Below are 24,543 nucleotides of genomic sequence, written 5' to 3' on the forward strand. Positions count from 1 at the left end.
TTAATTTCTGGGAGGATTACCGACGCAGATCGCGACCGTCTCGAACGGCCATGTTTTGCTTACAGCCTGATAGGCCGTCCGGAGTTTTCCGATTTCGTCCGTGAGAAGAGTGGACTTTCGGTTGGCGAGATTGACGGTGAAGAAATACGTTCCACCCGGCACGTAGAGACGGCGATAGTCCGGCATGGCTGCTCCCCCATGCCTGCTATTGTAGGGTGCATTAAGCGGAGCGCAATGCACCATTTTGGAGGGGGTGTTTGGTGCATTGCGCTCCGCTTAATGCACCCTACGGGGTTACCCCGCCAAAACCCGCGGCAGTTTGAACGTCACCGTTTCGTCTGCCGTCTTGATCGTCTCCACGGTCACGTCGAAGCGTTCGCGGCAGGCGTCGATGACGCCTTGCACCAGGTCTTCCGGGGCGCTGGCGCCGGCGGTTAAGCCGAGCACTGAAACGCCTTCGAACCAGGACCAGTCTATGTTTTCGGCTGAGGCGATGAGCTCTGCTCTTGCCGCGCCGGCGCGGAGGGCGACTTCGACGAGGCGGACGGAGTTTGAACTCGTCCGGGCACCGATCACCAGAACGAGGCCTGCGCCCGGCGCGAGGACTTTGACCGCGTCCTGACGGTTTGTGGTGGCGTAGCAGATGTCTTCCTTGTGGGGCACAGCGATGCCGGGGAAGCGGGCCTGCAGGGCGCCGACGATTTCGGCGGTGTCGTCCACGCTGAGCGTCGTCTGGGTGAGGAAGGCGAGGTTGGCGGGGTTTTTGGGCTGGTAGGCGCGTGCGTCTTCCACCGTTTCGATCAGGGTGACGGCGCCCTCGGGAAGCTGGCCCATCGTGCCGATGACTTCGGGGTGGCCGGCATGGCCGATGAGGAGGATCTCGCGGGCCTGGTCATGATGGCGGGCGGCCTCGACATGCACCTTGGAGACCAGCGGGCAGGTTGCGTCCACATAGATCATGTTGCGCTGGCGCGCCTCGGCGGGGACGGATTTGGGCACGCCATGGGCGGAGAAGATGACCGGGCGGTCATCCGGGCATTCTTCCAGCTCCTCCACGAAAATGGCGCCCAGGGCCTCCAGCCGCTCCACCACATGCCGGTTGTGCACGATTTCGTGGCGCACATAGACCGGGGCGCCCCACTTTTTCAGGGCTTCCTCGACGATCTGGATGGCACGGTCCACGCCGGCGCAGAAGCCGCGCGGGGCGGCCAGGCGCAGGGTGAGGGGCGGTTTCGTCGTCATCTGGGCACGTCTCCTGCGCCGAATGCGTTGCGTGGGCGCCGCAAGGCCTTTAACACGGGGCGGGTTATCACATGGACAGGCCTTTGCCCAAGGCCAAGATGGACACGCCGACGCATGCGCAGAACTGCCCTGATCCTCGCCGCTACGTTCCTGGCCGCCACGGCGGTGACCGGCTGCCGCAGCAGCCGCCTGGCGCAGAGCCTCGACAATACGCCCAACGCCGGCCCCTGCCCGGTTGTCGGCTCTGTCTATGACGCGGCCCGGTATGTGAAATTTGCCGATGGTTCGGGCGAGCTTTACTCCGACATCGCCTTTACCGGCGAGATCACCGATGTGCGCATCTATTGCCGCTATACCGACGACATTCCGCTGGCCGCCGAGATCGAGATCGACTTTGCCTATGGCAAGGGCCCGAAGGCAGGCGCCGACAGCCACACCTACCCGTATTTCGTGGCCGTGACACGCCGCAATGGCAAGGTTCTGGCCAAGGAGACCTTCGCCAGTGAGGCCGAGTTCCGCGGCAAACCGGTGACGGGCAAGTCTGAACTGGTGAACCGCATCTCCATCCCGCGCGCCGATGGCTCAATCTCGGGGGTGAACTTCGAGGTGGTGGTGGGCTTTGACCTGACGCCCGAGCAGCTGGAATTCAACCGCGCCGGCAAGCGTTTCCGCCTCGATGCGGGCGCGAAGCTGGCGGAGTAAGCCATGGCCAGCCTCGCAAAGGAATTATCGGCAGCCGCTGGCGCCGCCTTCGACGCCATGGGATTGGAGGCGCGTTTCGGCGAGGTGCGCCGCAGCGACAAGCCGGAGCTGGCAGACTTCCAGTGCAACGGCGCGATGGCGGCGGCGAAGGCGGCGGGCCGTAACCCGCGCGAGATTGCCGGGGAGATTGCCGCGAAGCTGAAAGAACATCCCAGCGTGCTGTCTGCCGAAGTGGCGGGGCCGGGGTTTATCAACCTGCGGGTATCGGATGCGGCGCTGTCTGCGCGGGCAGAAGGCGTGCGCGGGGACGCGATGGCGGGGGCGGAGAAAGCTGCTGACGCCCAAGTGACCGTGATCGACTTTGGCGGGGCGAATGTGGCCAAGCCGATGCATGTGGGCCATCTGCGCTCTGCCGTGATCGGCGATACGCTGCAGCGGCTGCTCCGCTTCCTGGGCGATGAGGTGACCTCTGACGTGCACCTTGGCGATTGGGGCCTGCAGATGGGGCATCTCGTCACCGAGCTGCAGGATGAGCAGCCGGATCTGATTTATTTCGATGCGAGCTATACCGGCCCCTACCCGGCCGAGCCGCCGGTGACGATTGACGATCTCGGCCGGCTTTATCCGCAGGCGAGCAACAAGGCGAAGGCGGATGAGGCGCGCAATGAGCGCAGCCAGAAGGCCGTTGCCGAGATGCAAGCGGGCCGCGCTGGCTATCGCGCGCTGCTGCGCCATTTCATCGATGTGTCGGTGGAAGCGCTGAAGAAGGACTATGGCTTCCTGAACGTGTCGTTCGACCTCTGGAAGGGCGAGAGCGATGTGGATGGCCTCATCCCAGGCCTGGTCGAGCGCTTCAAGGCAGCCGGCCTTGCCGAGCTGAGCGATGGGGCGTGGATTGTGCCCGTGGCGCGCGAGAGCGACAAGAAAGAGATGCCCCCCGTAATGCTGGTCAACAGCCGCGGCGGCACGGGCTATCACACGACCGACCTTGCCACGATCCTTGACCGGATGGACACGCTGAAGCCCACGCCCGAGCGGATGCTCTATGTGGTGGACCAGCGCCAGGCGCTGCACTTCGAGCAGGTGTTCCGCGCGGCAGACAAGCTGGGCCTCATCGCCGAGGACAGGCTGGAGCATATCGGCTTCGGCACCGTGAACGGGCCGGACGGCAAGCCCTTCAAGACGCGCGAAGGCGGTGTGCTGCGGCTTGCTGACCTGCAGGCGATGGCGATGGAGGAAGCGGAGAAGAAACTCTCTGCCGCCAACCTGCCCGCCGATATGGGCGCCGAAGAACGCTTCGGCGTGGCGAAGAAGGTGGCCGTGGCGGCCCTGCGCTTCTCGGACCTGATGAACACGCGGACCACGAACTATGTGTTCGACCTCGACCGCTTCACCAGCTTCGAAGGCAAGACCGGGCCTTACCTGATGTATGCCGCCGTGCGGGTGAAATCGGTGCTGCGCAAGGCCGCCGAAAACGGCCATTCGGCGGGCGAGGTGATGGTTTCCGAGGACGCAGAACGCGCCCTGGTCCTGCAGCTCGACGGCTTCGGCGCCGCGCTGCTCGGCGCGCGTGAAAAGCGTATGCCGCATATTCTGTGTGAGCACCTTTACAGCCTCGCTCAGGCGTTCAGCAGCTTTTATGCGGCGCTGCCGATTGCCTCGGAAACAGACAGCGAGAAACGCGCTAGCCGGCTCGCGCTAGCGGATGCGGTGCGGCACCAGCTTGAGACTGGGCTGGGGCTGCTTGGGATTGATGTGCCGGAGCGGATGTAGGGGTCATGCCGAGGCCGCGATACTGGCACGCGAGGCCTGCAGTTCTTGACCATTACGGCGTATTTCACGTTCCAGCCTTACAACCTGAAGCCTACGTCTCGATTGCCAGCAGAGGCCAACAATACCCGTTTCGATTTAAGCGTGTGCGGGGCGAAGGAAAGGTAAGGAGCATACTGCCTGATCTTCCCTGCGGAACGAATGGCTTGCTTATGAACTTTCCGGCCGCCGAAGCGCTGCTTCCGCTCATCAAACCATGGGTCAACATTCAGAGTGACGTTCTGGTGGAAGGAGAGCCCACCCATCTCCTCGCCATCGTGACCGAAGTCTATGATGCGATGAGCCAGCAATCCACGATTGGTCGGTATCATGAGTCAGGAATCTGGCTTGAAGTGAATGAGATGCATCTGGTCGGAGACCGGATTGGGGCCTCACCGATCTTCCGGCTCGCCACTGCCGGGGTGCAGTGGGACTTCATCCTTTCGGAAGAGGTCGTAGAGGCCATTCGCGCCAACGGCCTCACGCTTGATGAAGTGGTGGTTGAGTAGAGGCGAATAGCAGGCGTCTGCGCCGCTCCCCCTCCGTCCGCTTCGCGTCCACCTCCCCCGTTAACGGGGGAGGAAAAAGCGTTGCGGCTGAGATGGCGCGGTAAAATCCTCCCCTGCTTGCGGGGGAGGTGCCCCGCAGGGGCGGAGGGGGGAGCTGCAGAGCGCTCGCTGAGCAGTGTGTATTGGCGCGATGCGACCTTGGGGCCTTAATGCCCCCTCGCATTCTGGAGGACACTGCTCATGGCCAACGCGCCCGTTCCGGCCCAGCCGCCCGTGGAAAAGCCCGCCCAGCAATGGGAGCTTGCCGCGCAATGGGCGCAGGGGTGGCGGGTTTTGAAGGTGGCTGCGTCCGTGGCCGTGGTGATCGCGTTTCTGATGGTGATTGGGCAGGCGTACCTCTTCTACAGGCTGTTTGATGATCTCCATCCGGTGGCGGGGTTTGTTTACATTGTGGCGCTGACCGCGGCGCTGGCCTGGCTGGTGGCGCGGCCCGTTGCGGCGTTTCTTTCCATGCCGGTGGCGGCCCGGCCGCCGGACATTTTGATTGATCCCAAGGCGCCGGACCCGAAGGCGATTGCGGCGCGCCTCGGCTATGACGTCCGCTATCTGAAGATGCTGGCGGCCAATCCCGAAGTGCAGGCCGAGCGCGCCGCCATCGAAGACGCCATCGCCAAGGGGAAAGCCCTCGCCGCGCGCGCTGGCCGCGCCAAGCCGGAAGAGGCTCTCGCCCTGTCTCTGGAACTCCAGACATTTGAGCGGGCGCATATCGAGGCGCTGCTCGTCCCGCTCGACCGCCGCGTGAACCAGATCATCCATGCCGAAGCGGTTGGCGTTGGCGTGGCCACCGCCATTTCCATGAATGGCACGGTCGATGCCTTCATCGTGCTGTGGCGCAATGCCAATCTGGTGGCGCGCGTTTCGCGCATCTATTTCGGCCGGCCGCACCTGATGGGCAGCCTGCGCATCCTGCGCGATGTGGCCGCCATCGTGGTGGCCGCCCGCGCGCTGGAGGATGTGACCGACCTTACCGGCGAGGTTGTCGGCAGCCTGCTCGGCCGGATGGGCGGGCTGATCGCCGGGCCGGTGATGGATGGCGGCATCAATGCGATGATGACGCTGAAGCTCGGCTATCTCGCCAAGCGCCGCTGCCGCAGTTTCAAGGGCTGGACGGCGGTGCAGGCTGCGGCGATTTCCGAAGGCGCGCTGCAGGAGGTGAAGGCCGAATCGGGCTCGGTGATTACCGATCTTCTGAAACGGGTTGGCGGCCTCACCACCCACGCTTCCCGCGCCACAGAGCGCGTGATGGCCGGCTCGCGCAGCACCTGGGAACTGATCCGCAGCTGGTTTGGCGGCGGCAGAATGGCCGGCGGCGCATAAAGTGAACGCTGCGTCAGCTGCGCGGCTGGACACAGGCGCCCTGCCCCGTTCTAGATAGGCGCGGGTGGATGATGGCTGACCGGGTGGGCACATGTGGCTGCGCAGGATACTCGTCTACGTTTCCCTGCTGGTGATGCTGGCGGCGCTCTATGCGGGCGCAGCGATCTTCGTGACGCTGACCGATGAGGGCATTCCGGAGCGGCGCGAGGCAGCGCCCTCTGCCCTGCCCGCTGCGCAGGCGCCAATGAAGCTGATGATCTGGAACATCGGCTATTCGGGGCTAGGCGAGGAATCCGATTTCCAGATGGATGGCGGAGAGATGCTGCGCCCGCCAGGCCGCAAGGCGGTGGAGAAAAACCTGGCCGGCATTCAGACTGTGCTGCAGGAAGAGGCGCCGGACATCCTCCTGATGCAGGAACTCGCCGCGCCGGGCTTTCTCAATCACACTGTCGATGTGCTGGGGGGCGTGAAGGCGGCCCTGCCCGGCTATGGCATGGTGTTTTCCTCAGACATCCGTACACGGCTTTTCCCCGGCCCGCTTTCGATGCGCCATGGCCTTGGCACATTCCTGAAGGTGGCGGCGGAGGAGACAGAGCTGGTGCGCCTTTCCGAGGAGCCTGAACCGATCATGGGCTTCATCCAGCGGCGCTATCATCTGCAGGTCACCGAACTGGAGGTCAGCGGGCAGCCCTGGGTGATCATCAATGTGCATCTGTCCGCCTTTGATGAGGGCGCCAATACACGGATGCGGCAGCTGCGCGAGGTGCTGGATCTGGCGCAATCCTATTACCAGCGGGGCGCGGCGGTGGTGATTGGCGGGGACTGGAACATGCGCCTGGCGCAGACAGACTTTGCCTATCAGAGCGCGGAGGAAGCCCTTTTCTGGGTGCATGATTTTCCGCAGGAGACCCTGCGCCGGGGCTGGCAGATCCTGATCGATCCGGCCGTGCCCACCACGCGCACCAATGAGCAGCCCTACACGGCGGGCGTGAACTATACGACGATCATTGACGGCTTTGTCGCCTCCCCCAATGTGGCGGTGGATGAGGTGCGCGGCATTGATCTTGGTTTCCGGTTTACCGATCACCAGCCCGTGGTGGCCCTGCTGCGGCGAACCGATGGGCCCGTGCCTGAAGACAGCAGCCCTCCGATGGATTGAACCTTTCGGCGGCCCCGCGCGACTACCCCTATGAAAGACAAGGGCGCGGCATGGCACTGAGCGACACAGACCGGATCTATGACGAATTGCTCGTTACGCTGGTGCGCGCGGGCGACGTGCGGGCGGGCGAACGCCTGGCGGCGCGCTGGCATCCCCGGCTGCTGCGCGCGGCTAGGCGGATGCTGGGCGACAGGGAAGAAGCGCGCGAGGCGGCGCAGGAAGCGTGGGGCGGTATCTGCCGGGGCTGGCTGCGCCTGTCTGATCCGGCAATGTTTCCGGGCTGGGCATACAGCATTCTCACCCGCAAATGCGCGGACCGTATCCGGCGGCGAAGCGGCGAGCGGCAGTATTTCGCCCCGGCCCTGGAGGCGGAGGCTGCCGAGCCTGCCATCGCTGCGGCCGCGCCGCTGCGCCATGCGATCCTGGAGGCGCTGGGCCAGCTCAGCCCCGAGCATCGCATCGCCGCCATTCTCTATTTCAGCGAGGGTCTCACCCTTGCCGAAACAGCCGCCGCCACCGGCGTTCCGGTCGGCACGGCCAAATCGCGCATCTTTCATGCGCGCCAACACCTGAAAGTGCTTCTTGAAGGAGACCTGACATGACGAGCTTTGAAACACGCCTGAAAGAAAGCCTCAGCGCCGAGGACGAGGCGTTCCTGAAAAACCTGGAGGAAGGCGAAAGCCTGTTCGGCCAGTTGGGCGCAACCTTTACCGGCCCGATGAAATTCTGGACCGGCTTTGCCTTCATGCTGGGCTTTGTATTCTTCCTGGGCATGATCTGGTGCGCGGTGGAAATCAGCCGGGCAGCCAGCGTTCAGCAGGTTGGCCTGTGGCTGGCGGGCTTTGTCTTCGCCATGGTGGCGACCGGCATGATCAAGACCTGGTTCTGGCTGCGGATGAACCATCTGGCCACCTTGCGTGAACTCAAACGCCTCGAGCTGCGCCTGATGCACCGCGCGGCCTGAGCAAATCTCAATTGCCGGGTCGCCGCCTTCTGCTGACACTCAAACCCGCAAGAAACGGGTCGCTGCGGAACGCAGGCGCTGGCAAGCCGTTGCTTTGCCACGCGCCACATAAGGAGCCACCCCATGCCCACACAGACTGAAAAGCTTGCTCTGTTCCGCCAGCTGCATAGCGGGGACGCGCCGCTGGTGCTGGTGAACATCTGGGATGCCGGCTCTGCCCGCACGGTGGCCGCCGCCGGCGCCGCCGCGCTGGCTACGGGCAGTGCCTCGGTGGGCGGGGCGCTCGGCTTTGGCGATGGGGAGACGGTGCCGCTGGACGCCGTGCTGGAGAACGCCGCGCGGATTACCGGCGCGGTGGACCTGCCCGTCTCACTGGACTTTGAAGCTGGCTATGCGGCGGGCGAGGCAGGGCTCAGCGAGAATATTGGCCGCGTCATCGATGCCGGCGCGGTGGGCATCAATCTGGAGGATGGCTACCCGGCCGGGGATGGCGAAGGCGTGCGCCCGCTGGAGGAGGCCGCCGCCCGCCTCCGCGCCGCGCGCCAGGCGGCAGAGGCAAAGCTGCCCGGCTTCTGGATCAATGCGCGCACCGATATCTGCCTCAACGCCAAACCCGAAGCGCATGACGCGTTGATCGCCAGCGTGATCGCGCGTGGGAAGGCCTATGCGGAGGCGGGCGCCAGCAGCTTCTTCGTGCCGGGCCTGCGGGACATGTCGCTCATCCGCCAGGTGTGCGCGGGCTCTCCCCTGCCGGTGAATGTGATGGCCGGGCCGGAGGCAGTTTCCTTCCGGGCGCTGGCCGAGGCGGGCGTGCGCCGCATCAGCTATGGCCCGTTCCCGTGGCGGGCGGCGATGGCAACGCTCGCTTCCTATGCAAAGCGCGCAGGCGAGGCCGGCTGACACGCCCAGCCCTTGCCGCGCCCGAGAATCCGGGCTAGCTGACCCTCACATCATCCTCTTCCGGGAGAGAGCGGCATTCGGTAGCCGCCGCCGAAGGCGCAACCGCCCCGGAAACGCTCAGGCAAAAGGGCCGGAAGAGGGTCAACACGCTGGAAAGAGGCTGCAACACGCCTCGCCGAAGGAGCAAGCTGGCCTTCGACTTCGCTCAGGATGAGCAGGTCGGGAAAGCGGAATCTCTCAGGCGCCCGGACAGCGGGGGCGACGGATCAGGCAGCGCTGCCGCGCTGTGTCCGTCACTCTATGGAAGGGCGCCATGGCCGAGGCCTCAACAGAAAACCTGAAGCGCACGCCGCTTTACGCTTCCCACGTCAAGATGGGCGGCAAGCTGGTGCCGTTTGCCGGCTATGAAATGCCCGTCCAGTTTGAAGGGGTGATGGCCGAGCATCTGTGGACGCGCAGCGAGGCCGGCCTGTTCGATGTGTCGCATATGGGCCCCTGCTTCCTGACGCTGGAAGCGGGCATTGGCGGAGGTGACGCGGCCCATGCCGAGATTGCCGCGCTGATCGAAACACTGGTGCCGTCCGACATAGCGAGCCTCAAACCCGGCCAGGCACGCCTGACTGTTCTGCTGAATGAAGACGGCGGCATCCTGGACGACCTGATCATCACCCGCCCGATCGGCGACGAGGCCCAAGGCACGCTTTACATCGTCGTCAATGGCGCGATGAAGGAGCAGGACTGGGGCATCTTCGAGAAGGCGCTGGCCGGCAAGGCCGTGCTGACGCGCGCTGACGACCGCATCCTCTTCGCGCTGCAGGGCCCGAAGGCGGTGGATGTGATGGCCGATTTCTTCCCCGGCTGCGAAGAGCTGAAATTCATGCACCACATGCCGTTTGAAATGAACGGCCAGCGCTGCATCGTCTCGCGCTGCGGCTATACCGGTGAGGACGGCTTTGAAGTTCTGATCCCGGCAGAGGCCGGCCTGCCGCTGATTGAAGAGATGTATACGGACGAGCGGGTAAAACCTATCGGCCTGGGCGCGCGCGACTCACTGCGCCTGGAATCCGGGCTCTGCCTCTATGGCCACGACCTATCCCCGGACATTTCCCCCATCGAGGCAGACCTTGCCTGGGTGATCCAGAAGCGCCGCCGCGAGGCGGGGGATTTCCCCGGCGCCGCGCTCATTCTCCGTGAGCTGAAGGAAGGCCCCGCCCGCAAGCGCGTTGGCATCCGCCCGCTGGAGCGCGCCCCGGCGCGGGAAGGCACTGAAATTCAGGTGGGTGGCGAGACCGTTGGCACCATTACCTCCGGCGGCTTCGGCCCCAGCGTCGATGGCCCCGTCGCCATGGGCTATATCGCCGCCGCGCATGCCGCGCCCGGCACAAAGATCGATCTCATCGTTCGCGGAAAGGCACGCCCCGCCGAAGTGGCCGCCCTTCCATTCGTTCCGCAAAATTACAAACGCTAGACCAGAAGGGGCACGCACATGACCACCTATTACACCAAGGACCATGAATGGATCCGCGTCGAGGGCGACACCGGCACCGTGGGCATCACCGCCTATGCCGCCGGCCAGCTGGGCGATGTTGTCTATGTCGAGCTTCCTGAGAGCGGCGCCAAGATTGCCAAAGGCGACGGCTTTGCCGTAGTTGAGAGCGTCAAGGCCGCGTCCGATGTCTACGCGCCGATTTCCGGCTCCGTGGTTGAGGCCAATACCGGGCTTGCTGACGCGCCGGAAAAGGTCAACGAAGCCGCCGAGGGCGATGCATGGTTCGTCCGCATCAAGATTGCCGACGCCGGCGAGCTTGACGGGCTGATGGATGAAGCTGCCTACACCGCCTATTGCGAAGGTCTCTGATACATGCGCTACCTGCCGCTCACGCCTGAGGACCGCGCCAGCATGCTGGCCACCATCGGCGCAAAGTCTGTCGATGATTTTTACACGGATGTTCCCGAAGCCGCCCGCCTGAAGGGCAAGGTTGCCGGCTTGCCTGACCATCAGGGCGAACTCGCCGTCGAGCGGCACCTGACCAAGCTCGCCGCGAAGAACCGGTCGGCCTCTTCCGGACCATTCTTCGTCGGCGCGGGCGCCTACAAGCATCATGTGCCTGCTTCGGTGGACATGATCATCCAGCGTTCGGAATTCCTGACGACCTACACGCCCTACCAGCCGGAAATCGCGCAGGGCACGCTGCAAACCTTGTTCGAGTTCCAGACCCAGGTGGCCGCGCTGACCGCCATGGATGTGGCCAACGCCTCGATGTATGATGGCTCGACCGCCTGCGCCGAAGCCGCCGTGATGGCCGCCCGCGTCACCCGCCGCAAGAAGGTGATCCTGTCGGGCGGCCTGCACCCGCATTACGCTGCCGCCACCCGCCTTCTCTGCGAAGCGCAGGGACTGGAGGTGGTGCAGCTGCCCGTGGCCATTGATGGCGAAGGCGAGCTGGCAAAGGCCGTGGACGGAGAAACCGCCTGCGTCATCGGCCAGAGCCCGAACGTGTTCGGCACGGTGACGGATCTCTCTTCTGTGGCGGACGCCGCCCATGGCAAGGGCGCGCTGCTCGTCTCGGTGTTCACCGAAGCGGTCAGCCTCGGCCTCGTCACCCCGCCCGGCGAAATGGGGGCCGACATTGCGGCTGGCGAAGGCCAGTCGATCGGCAATGGCCTGAACTTTGGCGGGCCCTATGTCGGCCTCTTCTCGGTGCGCGACAAGCTGGTGCGCCAGATGCCGGGCCGCCTCTGCGGCGAAACGGTGGATGCGGACGGAAATCGCGGCTTCGTGCTGACCCTCTCCACGCGCGAGCAGCATATCCGCCGCGACAAGGCGACCTCGAACATCTGCACAAACTCCGGTCTCTGCGCGCTGGCCTTCACGTCTCACATGACGCTGCTTGGCGGCAAGGGCCTGAAGCAACTGGCAGAGCTGAACCATGAAGCAGCCATCGAACTGGCCGACGCGCTCTCTTCGGTGAAGGGCGTCGAGGTGCTCACCCCGCGCTTCTTCAACGAGTTTGCCATCCGCACACCGATGGATGCCGAAGCCGTGCTCGCCATGCTGGACGAAGCCGGCATCGTGGGCGGCGTGCGCGCCTCCCGCCTCTTCCCCGGCGACCATCTGGGTGACGTTATCCTCGTCGCCGCCACTGAATGCACGACAGCGGACGATATCGCCGCCTATGCCGACGCTCTGAAGGAGATCATCTGATGTCCATGAACTCCACGGGCCGCCCCACGGCGCCCACTTCTGTCTCCGCCACCGCCATCGAGACCGTTTCGGGTTCGCGCGGGCTTCTTCAGCGTGAGGATCTTCTCTTCGAGATCGGCACGCCCGAAACCACCGGCGTCGACCTGCCCAAACCCAAGGGCCTGAAATCCCGTCTCGGCGGGGTTGCCCGCAAGGTGGATACCGGCCTGCCGGGCCTTTCCGAGCCCCAGGCCGTGCGCCACTACATGCGCCTCTCCCAGAAGAATTATGCCATCGATCTTGGCCTCTTCCCGCTGGGCAGCTGCACGATGAAGCACAATCCGCGCCTTAACGAGAAGATGGCCCGCCTGCCCGGCTTTGGCGACATTCACCCGCTGCAGCCACAGGCGACCGTTCAGGGCGCGCTGGAACTGATCGACGAGCTTTCCACCTGGCTGAAGACGCTGACCAACATGCCCGCCGTGGCCATGAGCCCGAAAGCCGGCGCGCATGGCGAGCTGTGCGGCCTGCTGGCCATCCGCCAGGCGCTGATCGCGCGCGGCGAAGGCGAGGTGCGCAAGCGCATGCTGGTACCTGAGTCCGCCCACGGAACAAACCCGGCGACGGCGGCCCAATGCGGTTTCATCGTGGACGAGATCAAGGCCAACAAGCGTGGCCGGGTCGATATGGCAGACCTCAAGTCGAAGCTGGAAAAGTCCGATGATGTCGCCGGCATCATGCTGACCAACCCGAACACTTGCGGCCTGTTTGAAACCGACATCCGCGAGATTGCCGATCTGATCCACAAGGCCGGCGGCTATTTCTATTGCGACGGGGCAAACTTCAACGCCATCGTTGGGCGTGTGCGCCCCGGCGACCTTGGCGTCGATGCGATGCACATCAACCTGCACAAGACCTTCTCCACGCCCCATGGCGGCGGCGGGCCGGGCTCTGGCCCGACCGTGCTGTCCGAGGCGCTGGCACCCTACGCGCCTGTGCCCTTCGTGACGAAGGATGAAGACGGCATCTACCGCCTCGTCGAGCAGACCGAGGGCGAAGCCTCCGAAAGCTTTGGGCGCATGGTGGCTTTCCATGGCCAGATGGGCATGTTCGTGCGGGCGCTCGCCTATATGCTGAGCCATGGCGCAGATGGGCTGAAACAGGCGGCGGAAGATGCTGTGCTCAACGCCAACTACATCCAGGCGCGCCTGAAACATGTGATGAGCCCGGCCTTTGACGGCTATTGCATGCATGAGGCCCTCTTCTCCGACACCTTCACCGCAGACGGTATCGAGACCATCGACATCGCCAAGGCGCTGATCGATGAGGGCTATCATCCGATGACGATGTATTTCCCGCTGGTGGTTCATGGCGCGATGCTGATCGAGCCGACGGAGACAGAGTCCAAGGCTGAGCTCGACCGGTTCTGCGACGCGCTGGAATCCATCGCCCGCCGCGCCGCGCAGGGTGACGACACGCTGAAAGGCGCGCCTTACCTTGCCCCCGCCAAACGCCTCGACGAGACGCGTGCGGCCCGCAAGCCGGTGCTGAAATGGGCTGCGCCGGACGCCAGCAAGGTGGCGGCCGAATAAGCCGCGCCTGACTTAGGGCAATTGATCTTCACGGGCACGGCGGCTGTAGGGAAACAGCCGCCGTCTCACCATCCGGAACAGGGAGAGCGCCGGGCGCTCCACCAGCATGTAGCCGAACCAGCCGGCCAGCAGCGCGCCGGCAAAGGCGCCCGCGATATAGAGTAGATCATCCAGCACGCCCGGCGCGCCCAGCACGAAGGGCGCAGCCCAATCGCCCGCCGTCGCCAGCCAGCGCTGCAGGAATACGAGGCCGCCGATGGCAAAGATGTGCCCCAGATAGATGGAATAGGACCAGTCGCCGATATGCCGGCCGGCGGCATAGAGCATCTCCAGCGGGCGGCCGAGGGCGTAGAGCAGCCCCGGCGTATACCGCCCGCCCAGCCAGCCAAGGCCGAGCACCAGTCCCGCCGCCACCGCCCCGGCAGGTACGGCGACCAGGGTGGCACTCTGGCGCAGGGCAAGGTCTGCAGCCGGGGAAACGCCCTGCATCTGGTAAACCGCTGCACACACGATCACCGCGCCGGCCACCGGCACCAGCCACACCAGCCGCCCATGCTGTTCCAGCGCGGCAAAACCATAAACCAGCAGCGCGCCGGGAATGCCGAAGGCCAGCACCCGGCCCCATTGGTGGGTATAGGGCGTAAACTCTCCCTGCAGGCAGAGGCTCGCGGTGAACCAAAGGGCCGCCACAAGCGTTAGGATACCTGAGCGGGCAACAAAGCCCGAGCTCACCATCAGCCCGATCATTGCGCCGAAGATGAATTCCATCGTCAGCGGGTGAATGGCGAGGGTGAGGAAATTGATCGCCACCGGCTCTGACAGCCCCAGCAGGGAAGCGGCCACCACCAAACCGCCCCAGCCAAGAAGTGCGAGCGGGATAACCGCGCGCGGAACCAGCAGCAGGCAGGCAAAGACCGCGTAGAAGTACATCTCGTGCATCAGCGTCCAGCCAAGGCTGAGCACCGGCAGGTCCGGCTGGGGGATCAGAAGAAAAGACTTCACCAGGAAGCCTATCCCCTCACCATTCTGAACAGCGGCGCGCCAGGCAGGGTCGTCCGCTTCCGGAACATGAAGGAAAATATAGTATGTCGCCGCCAGCGCCGCCGCGGCCCACCAGAGCGGATAGATCCGCGTGATGCGCGCGAAAAGGAACTCCCCCACCCCCGGCAGACCCGGCTCACCGCGCCGCGTAACCCACACCATGATGAAGCCGGAGATCACGAAGAACAGGTCCACGCCCGCAAAGCCGCTGGCGAAAACGCCGCCCAGCATGGCATTGTCCGCTTTTTCCGGGCCGATCGTGAGGAGCTGTAAACCAACCGCGTGGTAGAACACTACAAGCAGGGCCGCGATGCCGCGAAGAAGCTGGATGGAGTAAAGCTTCATGTCTGGCGGTGCCAACTTCCGGTTCGTTATGTGGATTTTTTTGAAAGTGTAGCAATGGGGTCACGCCCTTGCCAGAGTTTCGACACATCTCGCGCGTTACTCTGGTAAGTATCAACAGCAAACCCATATTGATCGCCATGTCGCACGAAAACACCACCCTGATGAACGAACCGGTCTACGCGCCGCCCAAACCTATTCACGTCCTGCGTAACGGCGTGAATGTCGTTGCTCGCCAGACACTGGCGGTGACGGGGCTCGGCATGATCGTGCTGGCCATCCCGGTGGGCATCGCGACCCCCTTCCTCCCGATCGGTCTGCCGATGGCAATCGTCGGCGCCGTGCTGCTCGGCCGCAATGCGGTCTGGGGCCGCCGCTGGATGGAAAGCGTCATGACCCGTCATCCGCAGGTCGAGCGATTCGCGCCGGGCTGGCTGATGCGCAGCGTTTTCGGCCGCGAAAAACGGATCATCTCCAAATAAATCCCTCCGGGGGTCAAACCTGCCCTCAGCCCCTTGCAAGCTGCAGCAAACTTTGCCCTGATACCGGGCAAGGATTAGCTGACTTACGGGGCAATAATGAAGAAGCTGCTTTTGAGCGCGGGCCTGGGCGTATGCTTGGCCCTTGGCGCCTGCGGAGGCTCGGGCGATGGGAAAAAGAAGGATGACGTTCCGCGCGTCTTCGATCCCTTCCCGTCCACCTACGCCGCCTACCCTTCGGCCCCCACACTGATCACCAATGCCACTGTGCTGGATGGCAAGGGCGGGCTGATCGAGGGCGGCAGCGTTCTGATCGAGGGCGGCAAGATCATGGCCGTCGGCACAGACCTGACCGCGCCCGAAGGCGCCGTTACGGTCAACGCGGCAGGCAAATGGGTCACCCCCGGCATCATCGACAATCACAGCCATCTGGGCGCCTACCCCTCTCCGGGCGTGGACGCGCATGGCGATGGCAATGAGGTTTCCGGCCCGGTCACGGCGGAAGTCTGGGTGGAACATTCGGTCTGGCCGCAGGATCCCGGCTTCACCCGCGCGCTGGCCGGGGGCATCACGTCCCTGCAGATCCTGCCGGGCAGCGCAAACCTCTTCGGCGGGCGCGGCGTGGTGCTGAAAAACGTTCCTGCACGGAGCGTTCAGGAGATGAAGTTCCCCGGCGCCCCGCACACGCTGAAGATGGCCTGCGGCGAAAACCCCAAGCGCGTCTATGGCTATGGCCGCGGCGCGTTCCCTGGCGGCGCACCCTATTCGCGCATGGGCAATGTCGCCGGCTACCGCACTGCCTGGATCGAGGCCACCGACTACAAGAAGAAATGGGACAAGTTCCTGGACGGGGAAGGCGAACAGCCTGCCCGTAATCTGGAACTGGAAACCCTGGCCGGCGCCCTGAATGGCGACATTCTCGTCCACATGCACTGCTACCGCGCCGACGAAATGGCCGTGATCCTCGATCTCTCCAAGGAGTTTGGCTACAAGGTCGCCTCCTTCCACCATGCCGTCGAAGCCTACAAGATCGCCGACAAGCTGGCCGAATACGGCACCTGCTCATCGATGTGGGCAGACTGGTGGGGCTTCAAGATGGAAGCCTATGACGGCATCCGCGAGAACATCCCGATGGTCCACAATGCGGGCGCCTGCGCCATCGTGCATTCCGACAGCGATATCGGCATCCAGCGCCTCAACCAGGAAGCCGCCAAGGCCTGGTCGGATGGCAAACGGGCCGGGATCGACATTCCCATCGAGGTGGCCTGGCAATGGCTCTCGCTCAACCCGGCCAAATCCCTGGGCATCGAAGACAAGACCGGCAGTCTCGAGCCCGGCAAGATGGCCGACGTGGTTGTCTGGTCGGCCAACCCCTTCAGCGTCTACGCCCAGGCCGAGCAGGTCTATATCGACGGCGCCCTGATGTATGACCGTAACGACCCGGCCATTCAGCCGGTGATGGACTTTGAACTTGGCCAGCCCGGCGAAGGAGACAAGAAATGATCCGTTCCCTGATCTCCTCCCTCGCCGTTGGCCTTGCCGCCTTCTCCGCGGCCCCCGCGGCTGCCGCTGAGCCTGTCGCCATCCTCGGCGAAAAGGTGTGGACGGGCACCGCGCAGGGCACGCTCACCAATGGCGTCGTCGTGATCGATAATGGCAGGATCGTCTCGGTCGGCACCGGAGCGGCCCCTGCCGGCATGCCGCAGGTGAAGGCAGAATGGGTCACCCCCGGCCTCATCTCCGCTTTCTCGCGCACCGGCATAGCCGAAGTGCCCGGCGAGAAGTCTGCCAATGACACCGGCGCGGGCGGCTCGCCCTTCTCTGCCGCGCTGAACGCCGCCGATGGGTTCAACCCCGACGCCACCCCGATCGCCGTCACCCGGCTTGAAGGCTTCACGCGCATTGCCGTGGCGCCGGATGCGCGCGCCAAACTCTTCGCCGGTCAGGGCTTCCTGGCTGATACCAGCGGCCTGCCCGGCTCGGTCTTCAAGGACCGCGCCTTTGCCTTCATCGTGCTGGGCGAGCGTGGCGCCTCGCTCTCGGGCGGCTCGCGGCCTGCGGCCTGGGCGGCGCTGCGCGGCGCGTTTGACGATGTGCGCTTCTTCACTGCGCGCTACATGACGCATAATGATGGCAACGTGCTGACACGCATGGACGCGCAGGCTTTCATGCCGGCGGTGAAAGGCGATCAGCTGATCCTGATCGAGGCCCGCCGGACGAGCGACCTGGAAGCCATCATGGACTTCAAGCAGGAAAATCCGATGCTGAAGATCGCCATTGTCGGCGCCGATGAAGGCTGGCGGGTGGCAGACCGGCTGGCCGCAATGAAGATCCCGGTGATCGTGGATGCCTTCTCGAACCTGCCGGCGAGCTTTTCCCAGCTTGCCGCCACCAGTGAGAACGCCGGGCGTCTGGCCAAGGCCGGGGTTCCGGTCGCCATCGTGAACCTGGATGACAGCAGCCATCAGGCGCGCCTTGCTACGCAGATCGCGGGCAACGCCGTGGCCAATGGCCTGCCCTTCGACACCGCGATGAAAGCGCTGACCACGGTGCCGGCGGAAATCTTCGGCATGAGCGGCCTCGGCGTCCTCACCCCCGGCGCCCGCGCCGATGTGGTGGCCTGGGACGGCGACCCGCTGGAGATCACCTCGGCGCCAACGGCTGTGTTTATCGACGGCGTCAGCGAACCGATGGAATCCCGCCAGACTAAGCTGCGTGACCGGTATCTCAGCCTCGACCACACGGATCGCCCGCTGGCCTACAAACATTAAAACTCGGGCATTGTTGCCTTCTGTTCAACTCCCGTAAATGTTCGGCGGGCAAGGTTGGCGCTTCCGGACGCTGATCATTGACGCAATCGCGCGGCAGGGTTTTCCTGCCGTGATGTTGCCGCAATCAGCCGGGATGAGTTGGCGCCGAATGCGACGGGTGGACGGATGATCCTGCAGGTAATCCTTGCGTCTCTGACGATGACAACGGGCACAGGCCCGATGCACGCCGCCCTGGCCGCCACCGAAGCGCCGGAAACCTTCCGCGCGGCGTTTACGGTGGAGCTGCGCTCGCAGGCTGCCCGGCATGTCTATACCTTTGACCCCCGCCTGCCGAAGGCAGAGCGCTGGCAGCTCGTCTCCCGCCAGGGGCAGGATCAGGAGCTCGATGCGGTCGCCGCCAATTGGGCGAGCGAGCCAGCCCCCGATGGGCGCCTCTTTCCGGACGATCTGCGGGCGTGTCTCGGCCAGACCGTACAGGTGGAGACCACCGGCCATGCCTGGCGCGTCGGCTTTCGCCACCACCCCAACTATAATGACAACGAGTTTGACCGCTGGGCCGCCGAGCGGCTGCAGGCCATCGCCCTGCTCGATCCGGTCGGCGAGCGTTTCCTGCAGATCGACTATACGCTGCCCAAGGCCGTCAACGGCCCGTCGGGCGGCAAGCTGACAAGATACAACCAATCCTACATCCTCAGCACCGAGCCGCGCTGGGGTTTCTCCTATGTTTCCGGTTTCAGCATCGACCTGGAAGCGCGCGCCGCCTTCAAGCGCATCACCCGCCGCTATGAAGCCAACGTCACCGACGTGCAGTTCTTCTTCGCCAGCCCGGAAGCCGAGCAGACCTATCTGGCGACCACCGGCGCCGGGCTCTGACAGCACACACCACATTGCGCTCGTCCCGCCGCGCCCTACGATAGGGCACATGACGATTCACATGGTGAAACTCTGTGTCGGTGCCGATGACGTCGACGACCTGGCCGATTGGCAGGCAAGGCTGCTGAAGAAGCTGCCCGCCCCGGTTCACCACACCCGCATGTATCCCAAGCGCGCCGAAGAGATGCTGAAGGGCGGATCGATCTATTGGGTGATCAAGCGCGCCATCCGCGTGCGCCAGCGCATCATCGATATTCGCACGATCAAGGATGAGGAAGGCAAGGACATGTGCGAACTTGTCTTCGATCCTGAACTCGTGCGCACCTATGCCCAGCCCAAGCGGCCCTTCCAGGGCTGGCGTTATCTGAAACCGGAAGAGGCCCCGCGTGATCTGAAGTCTGGCGCCGAGGCGGTGGACCTGCCCGCCGATCTCGACGCGGCCCTCAAGAATGCAGGTGTCTGGTAGGCTTCTGCCTGTCCCGGAACTGTCCGGATTTGTCCGAAAATGTCCGGCGCTGACCCGTTTTGCTGTTCTTCTGCGCATATTCTGATGTGGAAGAAGGGGACGTTCGCCATGAAATTCTGGACTGCTCTGGCGCTCGCCGCCGCCCTTGCGCCGATGCTGGGGGCCTGCGCGACGCCGCGCACCACCGCGCCGGTTTCGCAGGATATGCTCGCCTATTCCAACGAGATCGCCACCGCCCAGCAGCGCCAGCTGCTGCTCAACATCGTCAAGCTGCGCTACAATGATCCGGTCAGCTTCGTTGAAGTGCAGACGCTGACCACCGAAGATTTCTCCGGCCGGTCCGGCGGGATTGCCACGGCCCTGGGCCTCGATGACGGGCCCTTCAATGAGGTGCTCGCCGGCGACTTCGGGATGCAGCGCTCGCAGACCCCCACAGCGGTCTATAATGTGCTCAGAGGCGGGGCCTATGCGCAGCAGTTGCTGCAGCCGGTATCACCGGAGTCCATCTTCCTGCTCAGCCAGTCAGGCTGGAGCGTGGAGCGGCTGATGCTCTGCTGCGTCGCGCGCATCGGGGACGTGGACAATGCCCGCTCGGCGGCCGGGCCGACGCCGGAAATCCTGCCCGACAACTCCGCATTCCGGGAACTCGCCCGCCTCATGCGGCGGCTTCAGCTGTCCGGCGATCTGCTGGTGCAGGTGATGAATGATGACGAGGACAAGGCTGCCCGTGTCGTCGTCACCTGGCACACGGGCTCTGAAGATGGCGAAGCCCTCGCCCGGCTCTTCAAGGACCACAGCGCCGCCGCGGAATTCACCGTGGAGGACGGCCTCTACTCTGCTGAACTCGCCACCCGCTCCACCCGCAAGGGGGACTCTCCGCTTCGGGGCCGCAGCGTTCTGGGCATGATGGCGACCCTCTCCCATGCGGTGGACATTCCGCCAGAGCACAGCGATCTGGTCATTCCGCTGAACGGGCCTGCGCGCGCGCCCACGCCTTGCACGCCCGTTGGAGTTTGGACGCATGTGATTGGAGATTATTTTGGAGTTTCCTGGAGCCGCGAAATGCCTGCGACCGCGTCCGTCGCCGTACCCTATCGCGGTGTCTGGTTCTATATTGACGACACCTGCAAATCCGCCAAATCGACCCTCGATCTGATCGGCCATCTCTACGCCCTGCAGGCCGGGCTCAGCGATACCGGCAAGCGCGACACGCTTCTGCTGATTGGCGGCTGAGGATTGAAAAAGCCGCCGGGCTGGTGAAGAGGAAAGGCGGGAAATCCTCTTCCGGCTTCAGAAAGGCCCTGCCATGCCCCAGTTCGACATGATCCTCCTTACCCCGCAACAGGCAGAAGGCGCCGAGATCCTGGAGCATACCGCCGGCAAGCCGGTGCGCGAAGGCGGCGGCGACGAGACCCATCGCTGCGGCGCCTGCAAGACCAAGCTGATGATCAATGTCGCCCATCGCGATGTCCACGGCGTTGTGATCCAGTGCGGCAAGTGCGGCCGCCTCAATACCGAAGCCCACCATCACCACCATCATTGACGCTGCCCGCGCCGCTTCAGCGGCCGGCGAGATAAGCTCAATCGACAGCCGGGGCGGCCCCGGCTAAGGGCTGGAAGATGATGGATTTTCTCAGCACCTACGGGACCATGCTGCTTGCCCTGGCGGCGGCGGGCCTATTTGCCGGCCTCGTCGCGGGCCTCTTCGGCATTGGTGGCGGCGTGGTGATTGTGCCCACGCTGTTCTTCCTCCTCTCCAATATGGGTTATGAGGAGACAGCCATGCATGTGGCCGTTTCCACATCGCTCGCCACCATCATCCTCACCTCGCTGCGCAGCGTGGCCGCCCATAACAAGCGCGGCGCGGTTGACTGGTATATCATCCGCAGCTGGTCTCCCTGGATCGTGCTGGGCGCGGTGATCGGCATGCTGCTGGCAGGGTATTTCTCCAAACAGGTGATGCTGGGCATCTTCGGCACGATCCTGATCCTCTTTGCCGCGCAGTTCTATTTCGGCCGGCCGAGCTGGAAGCTGGCGCCCGAGATGCCAAAGGGCATCGCCCGGGCCGTCATCGGCTCGGTCAACGGTGCGCTCTCATCCATCATGGGCATTGGCGGGGGCACGCTGGGCGTAACCCTGATGACGCTGTGCGCCATGCCGATGCACCGTGCCGTAGCCACCGCTGCCGGCTGGGGTGTCGCCATCGGCCTGCCCGGCGCCATCGCCGCGATCATTGTCGGCTGGGGACGGGACGGGCTGCCGCCGTTTTCGGCAGGCTTCGTCAACCTGCCTGCCTTTGCGCTGATCTCGGTGTTTACCGTGCTGATGGCGCCGGTGGGCGCGGCCCTCGCCCACAAGCTCAATGCAGACCGGCTGCGGCGCCTGTTCGGTATTCTGCTGGCGGTCGTCTCCGCCAGGATGCTGTGGCAGGCCGCCGGCCTCTAGCCGCGCCAGAAGCGGCCGGTCAGCACCACAAACACCGCCACAAATTCCAGCCGGCCGAGCAGCATGGCCGCCGAGCAGACCCATTTGGCGAAATCTGTGACGCCGGCAAAGTTGGACGAGGGCCCGACAATCGGCCCGAGCCCCGGCCCCACATTCGAGACCATCGTGGCAGAGGCCGAAATGGCGCTCAGCGCGTCCAGCCCCGTGAAGGACAGGAGCGCGGCCGCCACCATGAAGGTGGTGAGGTAGAGAAACATGAACACCATCACCGATTGCAGCGTCTCTTCATCCACCGGCTTGCCGGCATAGCGCACCGGCGTGCGCCGGTGGGGCTGCACCATACGCTGCGACCAGGCAACGAGCGCCTTGGCGGTAATCTCCAGCCGGAACATCTTCATGCCGCAGGAAGCAGACCCCGCGCAGCCGCCCATGAACGTGGCCAGCAGGAATACGATCACTGCGGGCTGCCCCCAGGTGTCGTAGGCGGTGGAGGCATAGCCTGTGCCGGTCATCACCGAGACAATGTTGAAGGTGGTTTCAGTGATCCCGTGAAAGATGTGATCGAAGACCGGAGGCTCCACCACCGCCTCGTGCCAGACGACGATGATGGCGCTGAAGGTCAGCAGCAATGCGAAATAGAGCCGGGGCTGGGGATCGCGCAGCATCGGCTTGATCCGGCCCTGCAGGACCAGCATCGTCAGCAGAGAAAAGGGCAATCCGGCGAGCGCCATGAAGAAGATGGCCGGCCCCATCGCCGGGCGCAGGGTCTCGTGGCCGAAGGAGGCGTCATAATTGGCGAAGCCGCCGGCTGAGACCGTCGACATGGCATGTACGATGGCATCGAACCAGTTCATGCCGGCGAGGCTGTAGGAAAAGGCGCAAGCGCAGGAAATGATCAGATAGGTGAGGCCCATATAGGCCGCGATGTCGGTGATCCTTGGCAGGAATTTGCCGGTAATGTCAGAGCTCTCGATCTGGAAAAGCTGCATGCCGCCGACCCGCAGCTGGGGCAGGATGGCGACGGCGGTGACGACGATGCCGATACCGCCGATCCATTGCAGGATCCCGCGCCAGAGCAGCAGGCCACGCGGCATGTCATCCAGACCCGACAGCGCCGTCGCGCCTGTGGTGGTGAGGCCCGAGACAGCCTCGAAGATGGCGTCGGTGAAAGAAATACCGGACACCACAAACGGCACCGCGGCAACCGCGGGCACCAGCACCCAGACCGCCACCGTCAGCAGGAAGGTTTCCCGCTGGCCGATGCGCGTATCCCCGCCCCGTGCCAGCACCCAGAGCAGAGCGCCCACCAGACCCGACGCAAAGGACGAAAACCAGAAGACATGCGCGTCGTCATTCCGGTCTGCGAGATCGAGCAGCGCGCACGGGACCATCGCCCCGGCAAGGAGGACGGTCATGATGCCGAGAGCAAGGAGGACCGGGCGCAGCTGCATTCGGCGGGCACCTTACGCCTTATTCCCTGAAAAGGTGTCAATATGGGACGGGCCGCCCGCTGCGGGCTGGGCCCGCCAGTTGACCTAGCGGCGCCCTCCCGGCTAGAGCGCTGGCAACCCGTTTCAGTTGCAACCAATCCGGCCCGTCATGTTCGATCATCCCTCATTCGACGCCCATGAGGGCGCTCATGCTTTTCACGATGCCGAGAGCGGGCTGAAATGCATCATTGCCGTTCATTCCACCGCTCTGGGCCCCGCGGCCGGGGGCTGCCGGATGTGGAACTATGCCAGCGGCGACGCGATGCTGACCGACGCGCTGCGCCTCTCCCAGGGCATGAGCTTCAAGAATGCCATGGCGGACCTGCCGCTGGGCGGTGGCAAATCGGTAATCTGGGGCGACCCGCGCCAGGACAAGTCCGAAGCCCTGTTCCGCGCCTTCGGCCGGGCGGTCGAAAGCCTGAACGGATCGTACTATACAGCCGAAGATGTCGGCATCGACACCTCTGACATGGCGCTTGTGCGCAAGGAAACCCGCTATGTGGCCGGACTGGACGAAGGCGCCGCTGCCAGCGGTGATCCCTCGCCGGTCACTGCCATGGGCGTCTATCTCGGCATCAAGGAGGTCGCCAAACGCCTTTACGGGTCCGATGACCTTTCAGACCGCATCATCGCGGTGCAGGGCGTTGGCTCGGTGGGCGGGCATGTCTGCGAGCATCTCGCCAGGGACGGCGCCAAGCTCGTCATTTCCGACATCGACGAAGAGGCCCTGAAGGCTGTTTCGGCGGTGACCGGGGCCACCATCGTGCCGCCTGACGATATCTATGATGTGGACGCCGACATCTTCTCCCCCTGCGCGCTGGGCGCCGTGATCAATGAGAAAACCCTCGGCCGCCTGCGCGTTAAAGGCGTGGCGGGCGCCGCCAACAATCAGCTGATCGTCCCGGAAATGGGCGAGTTCCTGCGCCGCCAGGGCATTCTTTACGCCCCGGATTACGTCATCAATGGCGGCGGCATCATCAATGTGGCGGCTGAAATCTCCGGCAATTATTCGCGCGAATGGGTCGACGGGAAGCTCAACCGCCTGATCGAGACACTCGGGCAGGTGCTTGATGAAGCCCTCTCCACCGATCAGCCGGCAAACGCCGTGGCCGACCGGATTGCCCGCACGCGTATCGCCGAGGCGAAAACCGGCGCGCCTAAGTAGAGTTCCTTACTCAGGAACCATGCCTCTGCTGCT

Annotated in this window: 24 protein-coding genes, 1 pseudogene and 1 riboswitch; of the genes and pseudogenes, 21 read left to right on the forward strand and 4 right to left on the reverse strand. The window is 64.3% G+C overall.

The window, feature by feature from the left end; translation table 11 throughout:
- Window positions 1–21: 21 nt before the first annotated feature.
- Both HPO_RS10295 and ispH read right to left on the reverse strand, forming a co-directional pair.
- Window positions 22–186, reverse strand: a pseudogene (locus tag HPO_RS10295) (transposase); the annotation flags it as partial.
- Window positions 187–294: 108 nt separating this feature from the next.
- A complete protein-coding gene (gene ispH, locus HPO_RS10300; RefSeq protein WP_035598094.1) occupies window positions 295–1,242 on the reverse strand; it encodes a 4-hydroxy-3-methylbut-2-enyl diphosphate reductase in 948 nt (315 codons plus the stop codon).
- Window positions 1,243–1,356: 114 nt separating this feature from the next.
- Between ispH and HPO_RS10305 the strand changes: the two genes are divergently transcribed.
- The 12 genes from HPO_RS10305 (at window position 1,357) to gcvPB (ending at window position 13,438) form a co-directional block, all read left to right on the forward strand.
- The gene (locus HPO_RS10305; RefSeq protein ID WP_035598097.1) at window positions 1,357–1,944 is read left to right on the forward strand and encodes a hypothetical protein; all 588 of its coding nucleotides are present in this window, start codon (window positions 1,357–1,359) and stop codon (window positions 1,942–1,944) included.
- Window positions 1,945–1,947: 3 nt separating this feature from the next.
- A complete protein-coding gene (gene argS / locus HPO_RS10310) occupies window positions 1,948–3,717 on the forward strand; it encodes an arginine--tRNA ligase (protein WP_035598100.1) in 1,770 nt (589 codons plus the stop codon).
- Between the two features lie 209 nt (window positions 3,718–3,926).
- Window positions 3,927–4,262 (forward strand): hypothetical protein, encoded by a 336-nt coding sequence (locus HPO_RS10315; RefSeq protein ID WP_035598103.1) that lies wholly within the window; start codon window positions 3,927–3,929, stop codon window positions 4,260–4,262.
- Between the two features lie 240 nt (window positions 4,263–4,502).
- Window positions 4,503–5,639 (forward strand): YcjF family protein, encoded by a 1,137-nt coding sequence (locus tag HPO_RS10320; protein ID WP_035598105.1) that lies wholly within the window; start codon window positions 4,503–4,505, stop codon window positions 5,637–5,639.
- A 91-nt stretch (window positions 5,640–5,730) separates the two neighbouring features.
- Window positions 5,731–6,798 carry an endonuclease/exonuclease/phosphatase family protein gene (locus tag HPO_RS10325; RefSeq protein ID WP_035598108.1) on the forward strand — a complete coding sequence of 356 codons (1,068 nt, stop codon included), beginning with the start codon at window positions 5,731–5,733 and terminating at the stop codon, window positions 6,796–6,798.
- A 50-nt stretch (window positions 6,799–6,848) separates the two neighbouring features.
- Window positions 6,849–7,400: an RNA polymerase sigma factor gene (locus tag HPO_RS10330; protein ID WP_035598110.1), complete on the forward strand. Its 552-nt coding sequence runs from the start codon at window positions 6,849–6,851 to the stop codon at window positions 7,398–7,400.
- A complete protein-coding gene (locus HPO_RS10335; protein ID WP_035598112.1) occupies window positions 7,397–7,762 on the forward strand; it encodes a DUF6768 family protein in 366 nt (121 codons plus the stop codon). The genes HPO_RS10330 and HPO_RS10335 overlap by 4 nt, the downstream gene beginning before the upstream one ends.
- Window positions 7,763–7,885: 123 nt before the next feature.
- Window positions 7,886–8,662, forward strand: a complete 777-nt coding sequence (locus tag HPO_RS10340; RefSeq protein ID WP_035598113.1) for an isocitrate lyase/PEP mutase family protein — start codon at window positions 7,886–7,888, stop codon at window positions 8,660–8,662.
- Window positions 8,663–8,713: 51 nt separating this feature from the next.
- Window positions 8,714–8,805: riboswitch (glycine riboswitch) on the forward strand.
- Window positions 8,806–8,975: 170 nt separating this feature from the next.
- On the forward strand, window positions 8,976–10,130 hold the full coding sequence (gene gcvT / locus HPO_RS10345) for a glycine cleavage system aminomethyltransferase GcvT (RefSeq protein WP_035598116.1): 1,155 nt from the start codon (window positions 8,976–8,978) through the stop codon (window positions 10,128–10,130).
- Window positions 10,131–10,148: 18 nt separating this feature from the next.
- Entirely contained in the window at window positions 10,149–10,520 is a 372-nt protein-coding gene (gene gcvH, locus HPO_RS10350; protein ID WP_035598119.1) for a glycine cleavage system protein GcvH, read from the forward strand.
- Between the two features lie 3 nt (window positions 10,521–10,523).
- Window positions 10,524–11,867 carry an aminomethyl-transferring glycine dehydrogenase subunit GcvPA gene (gene gcvPA, locus HPO_RS10355; RefSeq protein WP_035598121.1) on the forward strand — a complete coding sequence of 448 codons (1,344 nt, stop codon included), beginning with the start codon at window positions 10,524–10,526 and terminating at the stop codon, window positions 11,865–11,867.
- Window positions 11,867–13,438, forward strand: coding sequence for an aminomethyl-transferring glycine dehydrogenase subunit GcvPB (gcvPB, locus tag HPO_RS10360; protein WP_199285917.1), 1,572 nt, complete (start codon window positions 11,867–11,869; stop codon window positions 13,436–13,438). The genes gcvPA and gcvPB overlap by 1 nt, the downstream gene beginning before the upstream one ends.
- A 12-nt stretch (window positions 13,439–13,450) precedes the next feature.
- On the opposite strand, the gene HPO_RS10365 is transcribed toward gcvPB, so the two are convergent.
- Window positions 13,451–14,824, reverse strand: a complete 1,374-nt coding sequence (locus HPO_RS10365; RefSeq protein ID WP_035598123.1) for an acyltransferase family protein — start codon at window positions 14,822–14,824, stop codon at window positions 13,451–13,453.
- 137 nt (window positions 14,825–14,961) lie between these two features.
- Between HPO_RS10365 and HPO_RS10370 the strand changes: the two genes are divergently transcribed.
- From HPO_RS10370 to HPO_RS10405, 8 genes are all read left to right on the forward strand, one after another.
- A complete protein-coding gene (locus HPO_RS10370) occupies window positions 14,962–15,303 on the forward strand; it encodes a hypothetical protein (protein WP_241767901.1) in 342 nt (113 codons plus the stop codon).
- Between the two features lie 96 nt (window positions 15,304–15,399).
- On the forward strand, window positions 15,400–16,803 hold the full coding sequence (locus HPO_RS10375) for an amidohydrolase (protein WP_051612513.1): 1,404 nt from the start codon (window positions 15,400–15,402) through the stop codon (window positions 16,801–16,803).
- Window positions 16,800–18,071, forward strand: coding sequence for an amidohydrolase family protein (locus HPO_RS10380; RefSeq protein WP_051612514.1), 1,272 nt, complete (start codon window positions 16,800–16,802; stop codon window positions 18,069–18,071). The genes HPO_RS10375 and HPO_RS10380 overlap by 4 nt, the downstream gene beginning before the upstream one ends.
- Window positions 18,072–18,236: 165 nt before the next feature.
- Window positions 18,237–18,944, forward strand: a complete 708-nt coding sequence (locus HPO_RS10385; RefSeq protein ID WP_035598125.1) for a hypothetical protein — start codon at window positions 18,237–18,239, stop codon at window positions 18,942–18,944.
- Window positions 18,945–18,993: 49 nt separating this feature from the next.
- Entirely contained in the window at window positions 18,994–19,410 is a 417-nt protein-coding gene (locus HPO_RS10390) for a DUF1489 family protein (protein ID WP_035598128.1), read from the forward strand.
- 108 nt (window positions 19,411–19,518) lie between these two features.
- On the forward strand, window positions 19,519–20,643 hold the full coding sequence (locus HPO_RS10395) for a hypothetical protein (protein ID WP_157532772.1): 1,125 nt from the start codon (window positions 19,519–19,521) through the stop codon (window positions 20,641–20,643).
- Window positions 20,644–20,716: 73 nt separating this feature from the next.
- Entirely contained in the window at window positions 20,717–20,953 is a 237-nt protein-coding gene (locus HPO_RS10400; RefSeq protein WP_035598134.1) for a hypothetical protein, read from the forward strand.
- Between the two features lie 77 nt (window positions 20,954–21,030).
- The gene (locus HPO_RS10405) at window positions 21,031–21,855 is read left to right on the forward strand and encodes a sulfite exporter TauE/SafE family protein (protein ID WP_035598137.1); all 825 of its coding nucleotides are present in this window, start codon (window positions 21,031–21,033) and stop codon (window positions 21,853–21,855) included.
- On the opposite strand, the gene HPO_RS10410 is transcribed toward HPO_RS10405, so the two are convergent.
- Window positions 21,852–23,306, reverse strand: a complete 1,455-nt coding sequence (locus HPO_RS10410; protein WP_035598139.1) for a TrkH family potassium uptake protein — start codon at window positions 23,304–23,306, stop codon at window positions 21,852–21,854. The genes HPO_RS10405 and HPO_RS10410 overlap by 4 nt on opposite strands.
- A 148-nt stretch (window positions 23,307–23,454) precedes the next feature.
- Here HPO_RS10410 and HPO_RS10415 point away from each other — a divergent pair, with 148 nt between their 5' ends.
- A complete protein-coding gene (locus tag HPO_RS10415) occupies window positions 23,455–24,510 on the forward strand; it encodes a Glu/Leu/Phe/Val family dehydrogenase (RefSeq protein ID WP_035598142.1) in 1,056 nt (351 codons plus the stop codon).
- The last annotated feature ends 33 nt before the right edge of the window (window positions 24,511–24,543 follow it).

It is taken from the genome of Hyphomonas polymorpha PS728 (assembly GCF_000685315.1).
GTDB classification, from domain to species: Bacteria; Pseudomonadota; Alphaproteobacteria; order Caulobacterales; family Hyphomonadaceae; genus Hyphomonas; species Hyphomonas polymorpha.

Coding starts and splice junctions, on each gene's coding strand:
- ispH (WP_035598094.1), bottom strand. CDS start 1,242: ATGACGACGAAACCGCCCCTCACCCTGCGCCTGGCCGCCCCGCGCGGC.
- HPO_RS10305 (WP_035598097.1), top strand. CDS start 1,357: ATGCGCAGAACTGCCCTGATCCTCGCCGCTACGTTCCTGGCCGCCACG.
- argS (WP_035598100.1), top strand. CDS start 1,948: ATGGCCAGCCTCGCAAAGGAATTATCGGCAGCCGCTGGCGCCGCCTTC.
- HPO_RS10315 (WP_035598103.1), top strand. CDS start 3,927: ATGAACTTTCCGGCCGCCGAAGCGCTGCTTCCGCTCATCAAACCATGG.
- HPO_RS10320 (WP_035598105.1), top strand. CDS start 4,503: ATGGCCAACGCGCCCGTTCCGGCCCAGCCGCCCGTGGAAAAGCCCGCC.
- HPO_RS10325 (WP_035598108.1), top strand. CDS start 5,731: ATGTGGCTGCGCAGGATACTCGTCTACGTTTCCCTGCTGGTGATGCTG.
- HPO_RS10330 (WP_035598110.1), top strand. CDS start 6,849: ATGGCACTGAGCGACACAGACCGGATCTATGACGAATTGCTCGTTACG.
- HPO_RS10335 (WP_035598112.1), top strand. CDS start 7,397: ATGACGAGCTTTGAAACACGCCTGAAAGAAAGCCTCAGCGCCGAGGAC.
- HPO_RS10340 (WP_035598113.1), top strand. CDS start 7,886: ATGCCCACACAGACTGAAAAGCTTGCTCTGTTCCGCCAGCTGCATAGC.
- gcvT (WP_035598116.1), top strand. CDS start 8,976: ATGGCCGAGGCCTCAACAGAAAACCTGAAGCGCACGCCGCTTTACGCT.
- gcvH (WP_035598119.1), top strand. CDS start 10,149: ATGACCACCTATTACACCAAGGACCATGAATGGATCCGCGTCGAGGGC.
- gcvPA (WP_035598121.1), top strand. CDS start 10,524: ATGCGCTACCTGCCGCTCACGCCTGAGGACCGCGCCAGCATGCTGGCC.
- gcvPB (WP_199285917.1), top strand. CDS start 11,867: ATGTCCATGAACTCCACGGGCCGCCCCACGGCGCCCACTTCTGTCTCC.
- HPO_RS10365 (WP_035598123.1), bottom strand. CDS start 14,824: ATGAAGCTTTACTCCATCCAGCTTCTTCGCGGCATCGCGGCCCTGCTT.
- HPO_RS10370 (WP_241767901.1), top strand. CDS start 14,962: ATGTCGCACGAAAACACCACCCTGATGAACGAACCGGTCTACGCGCCG.
- HPO_RS10375 (WP_051612513.1), top strand. CDS start 15,400: ATGAAGAAGCTGCTTTTGAGCGCGGGCCTGGGCGTATGCTTGGCCCTT.
- HPO_RS10380 (WP_051612514.1), top strand. CDS start 16,800: ATGATCCGTTCCCTGATCTCCTCCCTCGCCGTTGGCCTTGCCGCCTTC.
- HPO_RS10385 (WP_035598125.1), top strand. CDS start 18,237: ATGATCCTGCAGGTAATCCTTGCGTCTCTGACGATGACAACGGGCACA.
- HPO_RS10390 (WP_035598128.1), top strand. CDS start 18,994: ATGACGATTCACATGGTGAAACTCTGTGTCGGTGCCGATGACGTCGAC.
- HPO_RS10395 (WP_157532772.1), top strand. CDS start 19,519: ATGAAATTCTGGACTGCTCTGGCGCTCGCCGCCGCCCTTGCGCCGATG.
- HPO_RS10400 (WP_035598134.1), top strand. CDS start 20,717: ATGCCCCAGTTCGACATGATCCTCCTTACCCCGCAACAGGCAGAAGGC.
- HPO_RS10405 (WP_035598137.1), top strand. CDS start 21,031: ATGATGGATTTTCTCAGCACCTACGGGACCATGCTGCTTGCCCTGGCG.
- HPO_RS10410 (WP_035598139.1), bottom strand. CDS start 23,306: ATGCAGCTGCGCCCGGTCCTCCTTGCTCTCGGCATCATGACCGTCCTC.
- HPO_RS10415 (WP_035598142.1), top strand. CDS start 23,455: ATGTTCGATCATCCCTCATTCGACGCCCATGAGGGCGCTCATGCTTTT.